14 protein-coding genes are annotated in these 12,288 nt (G+C 66.0%); 4 read left to right on the top strand and 10 right to left on the bottom strand.

From position 1 onward, the window contains the following. Nucleotides 1–100 precede the first annotated feature (100 nt). The 4 genes from LOY51_RS10290 to LOY51_RS10305 all read left to right on the top strand — a co-directional run bounded on the left by LOY51_RS10290 (nt 101) and on the right by LOY51_RS10305 (nt 1,689). A complete protein-coding gene (locus LOY51_RS10290; RefSeq protein ID WP_228711101.1) occupies nt 101–592 on the top strand; it encodes an Lrp/AsnC family transcriptional regulator in 492 nt (163 codons plus the stop codon). 102 nt (nt 593–694) lie between these two features. Then, complete coding sequence (locus LOY51_RS10295) at nt 695–973, top strand: type II toxin-antitoxin system RelE/ParE family toxin (RefSeq protein WP_125463547.1); 279 nt, start codon at nt 695–697, stop codon at nt 971–973. A 14-nt stretch (nt 974–987) separates the two neighbouring features. Next, a complete protein-coding gene (locus LOY51_RS10300) occupies nt 988–1,275 on the top strand; it encodes a HigA family addiction module antitoxin (protein WP_125463548.1) in 288 nt (95 codons plus the stop codon). 132 nt (nt 1,276–1,407) lie between these two features. Then, on the top strand, nt 1,408–1,689 hold the full coding sequence (locus LOY51_RS10305) for a hypothetical protein (RefSeq protein WP_258646065.1): 282 nt from the start codon (nt 1,408–1,410) through the stop codon (nt 1,687–1,689). Nucleotides 1,690–1,703: 14 nt separating this feature from the next. On the opposite strand, the gene LOY51_RS10310 is transcribed toward LOY51_RS10305, so the two are convergent. From LOY51_RS10310 to LOY51_RS10355, 10 genes are all read right to left on the bottom strand, one after another. After that, nucleotides 1,704–2,249, bottom strand: a complete 546-nt coding sequence (locus tag LOY51_RS10310) for a hypothetical protein (RefSeq protein WP_258646067.1) — start codon at nt 2,247–2,249, stop codon at nt 1,704–1,706. Between the two features lie 38 nt (nt 2,250–2,287). Next, entirely contained in the window at nt 2,288–2,593 is a 306-nt protein-coding gene (locus LOY51_RS10315) for an NIPSNAP family protein (RefSeq protein WP_125463550.1), read from the bottom strand. Nucleotides 2,594–2,662: 69 nt separating this feature from the next. Beyond that, entirely contained in the window at nt 2,663–3,217 is a 555-nt protein-coding gene (locus LOY51_RS10320) for a lipocalin family protein (RefSeq protein WP_258646070.1), read from the bottom strand. A 70-nt stretch (nt 3,218–3,287) separates the two neighbouring features. Then, nucleotides 3,288–3,866, bottom strand: coding sequence for a hypothetical protein (locus tag LOY51_RS10325; RefSeq protein WP_258646071.1), 579 nt, complete (start codon nt 3,864–3,866; stop codon nt 3,288–3,290). Between the two features lie 100 nt (nt 3,867–3,966). After that, complete coding sequence (locus LOY51_RS10330; protein WP_258646073.1) at nt 3,967–4,983, bottom strand: XdhC family protein; 1,017 nt, start codon at nt 4,981–4,983, stop codon at nt 3,967–3,969. Nucleotides 4,984–5,152: 169 nt separating this feature from the next. Continuing rightward, complete coding sequence (locus LOY51_RS10335; RefSeq protein ID WP_258646075.1) at nt 5,153–6,493, bottom strand: c-type cytochrome; 1,341 nt, start codon at nt 6,491–6,493, stop codon at nt 5,153–5,155. Nucleotides 6,494–6,509: 16 nt separating this feature from the next. Continuing rightward, nucleotides 6,510–8,756, bottom strand: coding sequence for a xanthine dehydrogenase family protein molybdopterin-binding subunit (locus LOY51_RS10340; protein ID WP_258646076.1), 2,247 nt, complete (start codon nt 8,754–8,756; stop codon nt 6,510–6,512). Next, nucleotides 8,756–9,211: a (2Fe-2S)-binding protein gene (locus LOY51_RS10345; RefSeq protein ID WP_110993707.1), complete on the bottom strand. Its 456-nt coding sequence runs from the start codon at nt 9,209–9,211 to the stop codon at nt 8,756–8,758. The genes LOY51_RS10340 and LOY51_RS10345 overlap by 1 nt, the downstream gene beginning before the upstream one ends. A 318-nt stretch (nt 9,212–9,529) precedes the next feature. Next, complete coding sequence (locus LOY51_RS10350) at nt 9,530–11,494, bottom strand: hybrid sensor histidine kinase/response regulator (protein ID WP_125858187.1); 1,965 nt, start codon at nt 11,492–11,494, stop codon at nt 9,530–9,532. Between the two features lie 204 nt (nt 11,495–11,698). Next, entirely contained in the window at nt 11,699–12,160 is a 462-nt protein-coding gene (locus tag LOY51_RS10355) for a GNAT family N-acetyltransferase (protein WP_125858188.1), read from the bottom strand. Between the last annotated feature and the right edge of the window lie 128 nt (nt 12,161–12,288).

Below are 12,288 nucleotides of genomic sequence, written 5' to 3' on the forward strand. Positions count from 1 at the left end.
TCCACGCAGATTCGTGGCAGGATTCTACTGCGCCGGCCCCGAAGCGTTGGCTGTATAACGCGCCGCAGGATGAGTGAATTGCTTTTTTCGGACCCTGAACATGAATGATTTGCCCAAGCGCCCGCTCGACAGCTTTGACCAGGCGATCCTGCGCATGCTGCAACAGGACAACAAGACCTCGCAGCGGGTGATCGCCGAGGCCATCGGCTTGTCGACCCCCGCCGTGCAACGGCGCATCACCCAGCTCGAAGCCAGTGGGGTGATTCTTGCCAATACCGCCGTCATCGCCCCGGAAGCACTGGGCCAGGAGCTTACCGCCATCGTCGAGTCGCGCCTGTGCGACGACCGCTCGCTGGTGATGGATCGTGCCAAGCGCTACTTCGCTGGAGTACCGGAGGTACAGCAGTGCTACTTCGTCAGTGGCGGGGTGTCGTTCATCATCGTCATGCTGGCGCGCAACGTCGCGCATTTCGAAAAGCTGGTCAGGCAACACTTTGCCGACAACGACGATATCCAGACCTACCGCACGCTGATCGTGCTGGACAAGGTCAAGGTGGGGTTGGGGGTGGCGTTCCAGGCTGATGCCGGGTAGCAGGAATATATGTGACGCATCGAGTCACACATGATACTTTGCTGCCTGTGACTCATGGGGTCACACTCGCGCCTCTCGCACTGAATGGATACGGCGCGCCCCATGATCATCAGCTTTCGCCACAAAGGACTGCGGCTTTTCCACGAAACGGGCAACACCCGCGGCATCCAGGCTGCCCACGCCCAGCGCTTGAAGCGCCAACTGCAGTTTCTCGACAGCGCTCTCGTCGCCGACGACATGAGTGTGCCGGGCTGGCAGTTGCACCCACTCAAGGGTGAGTTGGCCGGCTTCTGGTCAGTCAGCGTGTCAGGCAACTGGCGGGTGGTGTTTCGTTTTGCGGGTTTTGATGTCGAATTGGTCGATTACCTCGACTATCACTGATCAGGAGGCTTTCCATGGCTATGTTCAACCCGCCTCACCCCGGTGAAACCCTGCGCGAGGACGTGTTACCCGCGCTGGGCCTGACGGTGAAGGCCTTCGCTGCGCACCTGGGCTTCTCCCGCGAAGCGCTGTCCCGTGTACTGCATGGCCGGGCGGCCGTCTCTCCTGACCTTGCCGTGCGCCTGGAGATGGCCGGCATCAGCACCGCGCGGCTGTGGCTGACCATCCAGGTCGACTACGACATCTGGCAGGCGCGGCAGCGCCAGCAACCAGTGATCACGCGGCTGCACCAGGCTGCCTGAAGCGCCGCGATCAGAAGATATCCGAACGGGTGGCAAGGTGATCAAAACGGCCTATCCTGCCTACTGATCCCGAGGCCAGGGAAAAGGGCCGTGCAGGCCCTTTTGCCTTTTTGATGACAGAAGGAGCCTGCCATGCCCCGCCACGCCGCCAATCCCCAATCCCATGACGCCGGTCTGCTGCGCTGGATCGGCGAAGCATTCACTGCCACCGAGCGCCAACACATCCTGGTTGAGGCCCTGGCTACCCGTAACAACAGGCTGGTGGCCCCCTACAGCAGCGATGATTATCGGGTGACGTTCGAAGACGAGCAGGTGCTGATCGAGCGCCATGACGAAAAGGACCGGCCTGCTGTGCGTGTACCGCTGGACGTATTCATCGCGGCACTGCGGGCAGGGCAGCAGCCCGACGCCTGACCGGGCAGCCCTCTTTACACATCGCTGTCACTGACCACGCAGTGCGCGACGCCTTTGACACCACTGGCGTGGGCGCTCACATGGCGCACCTTGAACCCAGGGCTCTGCACCGTGGCCTTGGGCGTCCAGCCATCGCCGTTGTCGACCTGGTAGCTGATCGAGCCGTCGGCATGCCAGGCCAGGCGCAGGCCGTACTGGTCGTTGCGATTGGGCGCGTTGAGGAAGTGATCGCTGATGACGGCAGTGGCGTTGACGAAGGTGCGCAGGTGGAACGTGCGCTGATCGCTGCCGTTGCTCTGCGGTGAACTGGACAGGAACAGGGTGTAGTCCTCGCGCTCGTCCTGGGCGGCGGCGAGGATCACCGAGGGCACCCATTTGTCGCCGGTGTGGTTTTCCTCGATGCTCACCTGGCAGGTCAGTTGACCGCGGTCGCCCACGTATTCACGCAGAAAGTTCTCGTAGTGACCGTATGGCACATCGAACGGCAAGCGTTGGCCCGGCGTGCAGCTAAGCAACAGCCCAAGGCCAGCCATACCCAGTGTTCTTGCGAGATTCTTCACGTTGCGTTCCTTGCTTTGGAAAGGGTATTTGCCAAGGCTCAGCCGTGCACGGGCCGCAGGAAGCTGCGTTCGTAGCTGAGGATGAAGCGCTGCTCGGTGGCCAGGGCAAAGGCGGCGATGCACTCGGGGTCGGTTTCCGACGCCGTGCGGTACTGCTCGTAGGCGGCCAGGCTGGGGAAGCTGAACAGGGCGTAGGCGACGTTGTTGGCGCCTTCGCTGGGCAGGAAGTAGCCGTGGTGAGTGCCGCCCATGCGGTTGACCAGGCCAATCCACAGCTTGCCGTAAGCCTCGAAAGCAGGGATCTGATACGGGTCGATGATGTACTTGAGGTGGCAGGTGATCATTGCACGCAATCCTTTGGGTGAGCCGGGGAGGCTCACCTTACAGGGGGCGGCGGCGGGCGTCGATGGGTGTTACGGCGTGTCCGCCTGGCGCCAGATCAGCTTCTCGGTGGGATAGCCCTGCTCGCGTACCCGTTGCAGCAACTGCTCGCGGGTCTGGCTGCTGACCGTCGGGCTGCGCGACAGCAGCCACAGGTACTCGCGGTTGGGGTGGCCGACCAACGCCACGCGGTAGTCCGGGTCGTGGTACAGCACCCAGTACTCGCCCTTGGTCAGGTCGGGCGCAAGGCGGCTGAACCAGTTGTCGAAGCGCACCCACAGCTTGTCGGTGCGCCCGGGCACTTGCGCCTGGGCGATGCCGTGGGCGGTGTTCCACTGGCCGTCCTGTTCCTTGCAGCGATTGTCGACGTCGATTCTGCCATCCGCGCGCACCCTATAGCGCGCTTCGGACTGCACGCAATTGCGCTGGAAGAACATCGGCAGCCGTGCCAGCTCGTACCAGGTGCCCTGGTAGCGTTGCAGGTCGACTTGCTGGGTGGTGGGGGGCGGCAGCTGCTGCGCTGAGCTGGAGCAACCGGCCACTGCGAGGGTCAGGCAGGACAGCAGCAAAGCCGTGCGCATCGTCATGGGTACCTCCTGGCAAAGTGAAGGGTCACCTGATGTTCGATGCGCAGGCCGGGCAAAAGGTTTTACCGGATCAACGCGAAGTTTCTATGCGCAGCACTTCGGTGTAGATGGCGTCCACGGTCTGGTCGACCTTGAGGTTCTTCATGCGCTTTTGCAGCTCGGGGTCTTCGACCTTGACCACCTGCAGCTTGCCTTCCGGCGGCAGCAGGCTGACTTCGTGGGTCTTGAGGTCGATCTTCTTGATCTGCGAGGTGACCTTCACCTGACGGAAGGCTTCGCCACCGGGGTTGGAGTTGTCCTTGGTGGCACGGATGGTGCCGGCCTCTTCCGAGGCTTTAGGTGCGCCGCCGACGTTGGTGTTCAGCACGTAGGCGACGGCACGGGTCACGTAGATGTCGACATTGTCGCCAACCTTGAGGTTGGGCAGGGCCTTGGCTTGTTCCGTGAGCTGGAAGGTCACGTCCTTGTCATGGGGGCCCTTGACGGTGACCTGGCGGTTGGCCTGGTCGATGGCGGTAACTTGCGTGCTGACATGGCTTTCCAGTGCTTCGCTGGCGATCGGCAGTTGGGCGGCGTGGGCGGTGAAGCTGGCGGCGGACACTAACGAGGCGAGCGCAATGGCGCGGGCGAGGGAACGGGTTGGATTCATTGGCCTGTCTTCCTTGTGATCGATACCGGTGAGTGGCATGCGAGGTTCAAGCATAGTCACAGGTTGGCCAGTGTGTGAGCGACCTGGTGTCGCTGTGGTCTCAGGCCAGCGTGTGAGCGGCGGTTCGCTGCTGCGACTTGCCCTGGGATACCGTGGGGACCGGCACCGCATTCTTCGCCGCCAGCACCTCGGCCATCACGCTGACCGCGATCTCCGCCGGGGTCTTGCTGCCGATATGGACGCCGATCGGCCCGTGCAGGCGCTCAAGCGATTGCTCGGTCTCGCCAAAATGCTCGATCAGCCGTTCGCGTCGCAGCTGGCTGTTGCGCCGCGAACCGATGGCGCCGACGTAGAACGCCGGGCTGTGCAGGGCTTCGAGCAGGGCCAGGTCGTCGAGCCTGGGGTCGTGGCTGACGGCGATGACGCAGCTGCGCAGGTCGGCCCGGAAGGCGCGCACCACGTCGTCCGGCATGCCCGCGAGGTGCTCGACGCCGGCCAGTGCCCAGCTGGCCAGGTACTCCGGGCGCGGGTCGCACACCGCCACGCGAAAGCCGTTGAACAGGGCCATGGTCGCCAGGTATTCGGCCAGCGCGCCGGCGCCGATCAACAGCATGCGGTAGCCGGGGCCGAGGGTGTTGCGCATGTGCTGGCCGTCGAAGCTGAACTGTGCCGGGGTGGCGCTGGCCTGGAGGGTGACGCTGCCGTCTTGCAGGGCAAGGTCGCGGCATACCAGCTGGCCGCTGTCGAGCTGCTCGAGCAAGCGCTGCAACAGCTGGGGCTCGGGGTTGAACTCGAGGATCAGTTCCAGCGTGCCGCCGCACGGCAGGCCGAAGCGGTGCGCCTCGTCGGCGCTGATGCCATAGCGGACCACCTCGGGGGCGCCGACAGGCAGCCCGGGGCCACCGTGGGCGCTGGTGTAGCGCTGGATCAGGTCGTCTTCGATGCAGCCGCCGGAGACGCTGCCAACCACCCGGCCATCATCGCGCAAGGCCATCATCGAGCCCACCGGGCGCGGCGACGAGCCCCAGGTACGGGCCACAGTGGCGAGCAGCACGCGGTGATTGGCCTTGAGCCAGTCGTGGGCGGTGCGCAGGACCAGCAGATCGATGCTTTCCATGGTGTCCTCTGAATCGTGCTGACGTGTTGCAGGGCTATCTGTAGGAGCGGCCTTGTGTCGCGAAAGGGCTGCGAAGCAGCCCCCGGCAATCTTCATCTCGGCGCAGAAATCTGGGGCCGCTTCGCGCCCCTTTCGCGACACAAGGCCGCTCCTACAGGACAGCGTTGGCTTAACGCATATGCAAAATGATCGGGCTGCTGCTGGCCGGGTCGGTATGTTCACGCAGCTTGCCGACCGCCTTGGCGTCCACGGCGCCGCCCTGGTTGCCCCAGGTCGCGCGGGCAAAACTCAGCACCTCGGCAATCTCCCGGTCATTGAGCTGCTCACGAAACGCCGGCATGCGGTAGGCATCCGGCACCCCGGCGGCGACGATGCGCTGCGAGCCGTTGAGGGTGATGTTGATCGCCGAGGCGTTTTCGCTGGCCAGCATCGAGGTGGCGCCCGCCAGCGGCGGCATCCACTCGGCCTGGCCCTGGCCATCCAGGCCATGGCAGCTGGCGCAGCGGGTCACGTAGGTGTGCGCGCCGGGCGCCTCCAGGCGGCTGGCGGCGGACACGGCCTGGTACTGCCAGGGCGCGCCGTCGCGCTGCGGGTCGCCCGGCAACGATTTCAGGTAGCGGGCGATGGCGGCCAGGTCATCGTCGGCCATGAACTGCGTGGAGTTGTTGAATGCCTCGGTCATCGAGCCGTACACCACGGCGTGCTGGTTGCGCCCGGTCTTGAGGAACTGCACGATCTGCGCCTCGCTCCAGCGGCCCAGCCCGGTGTTGGGGTCCTGGCGCAGGCTCGGCGCGTACCAGCCGTCGAGCAGGGCGCCGGCGAGGAAGGGCACACCGGCCTCGTCCAGCGCCTTCTCGTTGAACGCCAGGCCGCGCGGGGTGTGGCAACTGCCGCAGTGGCCGGGGCCCTGGACGATATAGGCGCCACGGTTCCACAGCGCATCCTGCCCGGGTTTCTGTGCATAGGGCGTGTTCGGCGCGAACAGGCCGTTCCACAGGGCGATCGGCCAACGCAGGTTGAGCGGCCAGGGGATGCTGCTGGGGATGTTGGCCTGGTTGGCCGGCTGCACGCCCTGCATGAAGAAGGCATACAGCGCGCGTACGTCGTCGTCACTGAGTTTGGCGTAGGACGGGTAGGGCATGGCCGGGTACAGCCGGCGCCCGCCCGGTGCGACGCCGTGGCGCACGGCGCGGTCGAAGTCGGCCAGGCTGTAGCCGCCGATGCCGTGCTGGCGATCGGGGGTGATGTTGGTGGCATGGATCGCCCCCAAGGGCGTTGCCATCTCCAGCCCGCCGGCGAACGGCGCCTGGCCGGGCAGGCTGTGGCAGGCCACGCAATCGCTGAGCCGGGCGACGTACTCGCCACGGCTGACCAGCGCCGCGTCCACTGGCGTATCGGTTGTGAAGGGCGAGGCAGGCTCGCGGGTGACGTACCAGGCCAGCAGGCCTGCCGCGACCAGGCACGGCAGGGCCAGCCAGCCCGCAGTTGTTGCGAAGCGACGGTTGTTCATGGGCGTTCCTGTCGGGTCAGCTGAAGCTGTAGCGGCTAAGGGGCAGGCTGCGGATGCGCTGGCCAGTCAACCGCGCCACCGCGTTGGCCACCGCAGGCGCTACCGCCGGCAGTGGCGGTTCGCCTATGCCGCCCATCTTCGCGCCGCTCTCGACGATGCGCACATGCACCCGGGCCATGCGCGAAGGCGGCAGGATCGGGTACAGGTCGTAGTTGCGCGCCCTCGGCATGCCGTCGAGCCACACCGCTTCCTCCACCAGCGCCTGCGACAGCCCCAGGGCTACCGCGCCATTGACCTGGGCCTCGATGATCGCCGGGTTGACGATGCTGCCCGGGTCGATGGCCTGCCAGATGTCATGCACCTTCACCTGGCCGCCGTCGATCGACACCTCGGCGATCACCGCTGCCTCCGAGCCGAACGGCGAGGCCATGGCCACGCCCCGGGCGCGCTTGGTGCCGTCTTCGGCGGTGAACGGCCCGCGCTTCCAACCGCCGGACAGTTCGCCCACCGCTTGCAGCAGATGGGTCAGGCGCGGGTTGTCGCGCAGCAGGTGCAGGCGCAGTTCGAACGGGTCGTGGCCGCCCTTGTCGGCCAGTTCGTCGAGGAAGGCTTCATAGAAGAAGTCGTTCAACGAATTGCCCACCGAGCGCCAGTAACCGAGCATGGCCGGGCCTTTCACATACACCTGCGCAATGCGCTTGTTGGCGATGGCGTAGGCCTTGCCCGACAACCCTTCGAGGGCGGTGGGGTCGAGTTTTTCGCCCTGCTGGCCGGCCAGGGCTTCGGTGGGGCCTTCGGTGGCGCTGACGGCCTCGATGGCTACCGGCAAGCCTTCGGCGTCCAGCCCGGCGCGGAACTTGACCGCAGCCACCGGGCGCAGCACGTCGCGCAGGAATTCTTCCTCACGGGTCCAGATCAGCTTCACCGGGCGCCCGACCGCCTTGGCCAGGGCAATGGCCTGGGGGTAGGGGTTGGCCGAGTCGTAGAGGAAGTGCCGGCCGAAGAAACCGCCCAGCAACGGCGAGTGCAGGGTGATCTGCGCAGCGTCGAGGCCGGTACGTTTGGCGATATCGTCGCGGAACATGTCCGGCGCCTGGTTGGGCAGCCACACCTCCAGGGTGCCGTCGGGGTTGAACCGCGCGGTGGCGGACGGTGGCTCGAGCTGGGCGTGGTTGAGGTACTGGTTGTGGTAACTGGCCTCGACCGTGGTCTTGGCGCTGGCCAGGGCGGCGGCCACATCGCCTTCGTTTTCGTCGTCGCGGGGCGTGCCGGGCTGGCTGGCCAGGTGTTCAAGCCAGGCGGCGCTGGAAAAGTCCGCCGGCATCGGCCGCACCTTGCTGTCGGCGCCAGGCGTCTGCCAGTCCACCTGCAAGGCTTCGACCGCCCGTTTGGCATGCCACCAGCGTTCGGCGACCACCGCCACCGCACCGGGCAACTGATGCACCGAGTGCACGCCCTTCATGGCCTTGACCTGGTCTTCGTTGCGCAGGCTGGCCACCGTCATGCCCAGGCGCGGCGCATGTTGCACGGCGGCGTGGAGCATGCCATCGAGCTTGACGTCGATGCTGTAGACGGCCTTGCCGGTGGACTTGTCGTAGGCATCCAGGCGCCGCACCGGCTTGCCGATCCAGCGGAACTGGCTGGGGTCGCGCAGGGTGATGCTGGCCGGGTCCGGCACCGGCAGGTCCATGGCGCGGCTGGCCAGTTCGCCGTAGCCCAGCGACCGGCCCGAGGCGGCATGGATCACCTTGCCCGGCTCGGTGCCGAGTTCGCTCACCGGCACACCCCACTGCTCGGCGGCGGCTTGCAGCAGCATGGCCCGGGCCAGCGCCCCGAGGCGGCGCATGGTCGGGTAGCTCATGCGCACCGACATGCTGCCGCCGGTAATGCGCATGCCGTTTTCCATCACCACATAGGCCTCGCCGGGCGGGGCGCTGTCGACCACGAAGCTGGCGGGGTCGGCGTCCAGTTCTTCGCCGACGATCTGCGCCATGGCGGTGAAGGTGCCCTGGCCGCCTTCCATGAACGGGCTGAGCAGGCGAATGCTGCCGTCCGGGCGGATTTCCAGGAACGCCGGCACCTGGGTGCCGCGCTCGGTAGTTGCCGCCGCAGCCTGTACCCGTGGCGCGCCCAGTGGCAGGCCGAAGCCGAGCACCAGGGCACCCACGGCTGTGCCGGCGAGGAAGCGGCGGCGCGACAGATTGACGGTTTCGCCCACGGGCAGCTTGAGCAAGTCTTCGGGGGTGTCGATGCGCATGCTCATCAGGCGTTCTCCCCTTGGGCCAGCGCATGCACGGCAGCATGGATGGCGTTGTAGGTGCCGCAGCGGCACAGGTTGACCATCGCCGCGTCGATTTGCGCATCGCTGGGTTTGGCGGTGTGCTTGAGCAGCGCGGTGGCCGCCATCACCTGGCCGGACTGGCAATAACCGCACTGCGCCACCTGGTGCTCGACCCAGGCCGCGACCACCCGCTTGCCGATGGCGTCGGCCTCGATCGCCTCGATGGTGGTCACCTCGCGGCCCACCACCCCGGCCACCGGCGTCACGCAGGCGCGCACCACATTGCCGTCCACCAGCACCGAACAGGCGCCGCACTGGGCCAGGCCGCAGCCGTACTTAGTGCCGGTCAGGCCGAGATCGTCACGGATCACCCACAGCAGCGGGGTGTCGGCTTCGGCGTCAACCTGGTAGGTCTTCTGGTTGATTCGTAGTTCCATGATGGTGGGCTCCATGGCTCATCGTGCTGATCATCGGTTGATGTCGGATCGTTATGGGCAGGGTGGCGCAGCGAGGCGCCGCCTCTGGTGGCAACAGTTGTCGAACCTGAGCGAACTTTAGTCCTGGGGCGCCGGGTTTCCCATCCATGGGCCTGCAGGTTCAGAGGATCAGGCAAGCATTCCAGCGGATTGCGCTAGTGCGCCAGGGCAATGGCGCGTGGCGGGCCTCATCGCCGGCAAGCCGGCTCCCACAGAGACTGGCGTGAACCCTGTGGGAGCCGGCTTGCCGGCGATGAGGCCGGTGCAGGCAGCCCCCGTTCAGGACCGCTTGGTCGCAGCCTCGAACGCACGCAACAACTGCTCGGCCGAGTACGGCTTGTTCAACAGCTCCACGCCAGGCTGCGCATCGTCGGCCAGCACCTGGCTGTAGCCGCTGGTCAGCACCAGCGCGATGTCGGGCCAGCGGCGCTTGATGGTGCGGGCCAGTTCCATGCCGCTGACCCCGGGCATGACCACATCCGACAGCACCAGGTCGATGCGCGGCTGGCCGGCTTCCAGCAGCGCCAGGGCGCTGATGCTGTCGTGGGCCAGGCTGGTGGCATAACCCATGTCGGCCAGCAGGTTGGCGGTGAATTCACGTACCTGCAGGTTGTCCTCGACCACCAGGATGCGGCCCTTGGGCTTGGCCAGGGTGGCCTCGGGCGTCGCTGCCAGGTCGGGGGCGGGGGCGGCCACCGCGGGCAACGACACGGTGAAGGTGGTGCCCTGGCCGGGAGTGCTCTGCACGCTGATCGCACCACCGGATTGATGGACGAACCCGTACACCTGGGACAGCCCCAGCCCGGTGCCCTTGCCGACTTCCTTGGTGGTGTAGAACGGGTCGAAGATCCGCTCCAGATCGGCGGCGGCGATGCCATGGCCGTCGTCGGTCACGGCGATGGTGACCTGGTCATCGGTGGCTTCGAGGGTGAGGGTGATGGTGCCTTGCCCCTGCATGGCATCGCGGGCATTGACCACCAGGTTGACCAGGGCGGTTTCGAATTGGTTCAGGTCCGCCTCGATGTAGCAGGGCTGCGCGGGGCCCTGCACCAGCACCTGCATGTGCGCGCCGACGATGCTGCGCAGCATTTCGGCGATCTGTTCGACCTGATGCAGCACCGCGAACACTTCCGGGCGCAGTGCCTGGCGGCGGGCGAAGGCCAGCAGTTGGCTGGTGAGCTTGGCGGCACGGTCGGTGGTGTCGAGGATGGCGTCCAGGTAACGCTGCTGGCGCTCTGCGGGCAGCGGCTTGCGGCGCATCAGCTCTGCGGCGTTGCGGATCACCGTCAGCAGGTTGTTGAAGTCGTGGGCCACCCCGCCGGTGAGCAGGCCGATGGCTTCGAGCTTCTGCATCTGGCGCATCTGCGCTTCGGCCGCCTGCAGGTCGCGAGAGCCGGTTTGCACCTGGACTTCCAGTGCTTGGTTGAAGGTGCGCAGTTGCTGCTCGGCGTCATGGCGGTCGTGCACGTCCACCGCGGTGCCGTACCAGCGCAGCAGGGCGCCGCTCTCAGGGTCGCGGTAGGGCTGGGCGCGCACCATGAACCAGCGGTAGCTGCCATCGTGGTGGCGCAGGCGGTGTTCGCTCTCGAACACCTGGCCGCTGGCGCGGGCCTGGGCAAAACCTTGCTCGGCGGCGGCGATGTCGTCGGGGTGCACGCAGGTTTCGGCATACCAGTGGAAAGCCTCTTGCTGGCCGGTTTCGCCGAAATAGTCGTGCCAGCGCTGGTTGAAGAATTCGAAGCGCCCGTTCTGGTCGGCCACCCAGACCAACTGCGGCACGGTGTCGGCGATGGTCTTGAATGCCGATTCGCTCTCGCGCAGGCGGGCCATCATTTCGTGCTGCTGGGTCACGTCCACCGCAGCGCCGAACCATTCGCTGATCTCGCCGTGGTCGTCGAAGATCGGCACGGCCCGCGACAAGGTCCAGCCGAAGCGGCCGTCTGGCAGCCATACGCGGTGTTCCAGTTCGAAGATGGCCCGCTCGGCTATCGCCTTGGCGATGGCGGCGAGCACTTTGGGCCGGTCTTGCGCAGGTATGTAGGTTTCGATCCACTGCGGGTCGGGTTGTGTGGCGTCTTGCAGAAACCCCTCGCCGCTGAGTTGATGCATGGCCTGCCAGTCAGGGCTCATGCGATAGATCGCGGTGCTGCTCGCGGTCGCCAGCAAGCGCAAGCGCAGCTCGCTGTCCAGCAGCGCGCGGCCCAATGTGGGGACTGCCGGGGGTTCTGGTCGGCTGTTGGGCATGTGTAATGGTCCTGAAGTCTCGTGCGCCTGGCGGGCTCCTCAGGTGCGCGCGCCTGATGATCGAATGTTCAGATTAGCCGCTGCGCCCCGACCTTGCGGGGATCAGCGCAACACCTGCACCTGCAAAAAAGTGTCTGCGACATCCGATCCCCTGATGTGGCAAAAAATTCCCTGTGGGATCACGCGGGCCAGCGCCTTGGCGTTTCAGCCAAGCTCGCGTGACATCAACCAATGTTCCTCGCCCCAGGCCTCGAAGCGCTCCAGCAGGCGCCAACCGCGCTTTTGGTAATACGCCTGCTGATCGTGGGTATGCAGGTAAAGGGTCGTGATGCCAGTTGTGCGCGCCTGTTCGCAGATGCCGTCGATCAGTTGCTCGGCCAGGCCCTGGCCACGCGCCTGCGGGGTGACGAACACGCAGGCCAGCCAAGGGCCGAGGTCGGGGCGCTCGGGCAGGTCGTCAGTGGCCAGCGCGGCGCTGCCCAGCAGCTGGTCGCCGTCGAGGGCGATCAGGCAGCGCCACTGGCCATTGTATTGGCCATCGGAGAATGCCTTTTGCCAGTCGGGCAGGGGCAGGTCGGCGAATTCGTAGTGGAACTGCTGGTGCAGCCATAGCGCCAGGGTGTCGCTGTGCTGCATGTGGTTTTCGAGCCAATCCAGGCGGAGCATGGGCATTCCTTTCAAGTGAGGCCTTGTTGCAGGCCAGGGGTACCGGCGCTGGGGCGCTCGCGTATGATGGCGCACTTTTTGGCCCGGGCGCCATTGCCAGGCCTGTTAACCCACGCGAGTAAGGACAC

Source organism: Pseudomonas sichuanensis (genome assembly GCF_024749065.1).
Lineage (GTDB): Bacteria > Pseudomonadota > Gammaproteobacteria > Pseudomonadales > Pseudomonadaceae > Aquipseudomonas > Aquipseudomonas sichuanensis.

Excerpts from the sequence above, each read along its gene's own strand:
- LOY51_RS10345 (WP_110993707.1), bottom strand. The coding sequence starts at position 9,211 with ATGGAACTACGAATCAACCAGAAGACCTACCAGGTTGACGCCGAAGCC.
- LOY51_RS10320 (WP_258646070.1), bottom strand. The coding sequence starts at position 3,217 with ATGACGATGCGCACGGCTTTGCTGCTGTCCTGCCTGACCCTCGCAGTG.
- LOY51_RS10300 (WP_125463548.1), top strand. The coding sequence starts at position 988 with ATGGCTATGTTCAACCCGCCTCACCCCGGTGAAACCCTGCGCGAGGAC.
- LOY51_RS10315 (WP_125463550.1), bottom strand. The coding sequence starts at position 2,593 with ATGATCACCTGCCACCTCAAGTACATCATCGACCCGTATCAGATCCCT.
- LOY51_RS10305 (WP_258646065.1), top strand. The coding sequence starts at position 1,408 with ATGCCCCGCCACGCCGCCAATCCCCAATCCCATGACGCCGGTCTGCTG.
- LOY51_RS10335 (WP_258646075.1), bottom strand. The coding sequence starts at position 6,493 with ATGAACAACCGTCGCTTCGCAACAACTGCGGGCTGGCTGGCCCTGCCG.
- LOY51_RS10325 (WP_258646071.1), bottom strand. The coding sequence starts at position 3,866 with ATGAATCCAACCCGTTCCCTCGCCCGCGCCATTGCGCTCGCCTCGTTA.
- LOY51_RS10350 (WP_125858187.1), bottom strand. The coding sequence starts at position 11,494 with ATGCCCAACAGCCGACCAGAACCCCCGGCAGTCCCCACATTGGGCCGC.
- LOY51_RS10330 (WP_258646073.1), bottom strand. The coding sequence starts at position 4,983 with ATGGAAAGCATCGATCTGCTGGTCCTGCGCACCGCCCACGACTGGCTC.
- LOY51_RS10290 (WP_228711101.1), top strand. The coding sequence starts at position 101 with ATGAATGATTTGCCCAAGCGCCCGCTCGACAGCTTTGACCAGGCGATC.
- LOY51_RS10340 (WP_258646076.1), bottom strand. The coding sequence starts at position 8,756 with ATGAGCATGCGCATCGACACCCCCGAAGACTTGCTCAAGCTGCCCGTG.
- LOY51_RS10295 (WP_125463547.1), top strand. The coding sequence starts at position 695 with ATGATCATCAGCTTTCGCCACAAAGGACTGCGGCTTTTCCACGAAACG.
- LOY51_RS10355 (WP_125858188.1), bottom strand. The coding sequence starts at position 12,160 with ATGCTCCGCCTGGATTGGCTCGAAAACCACATGCAGCACAGCGACACC.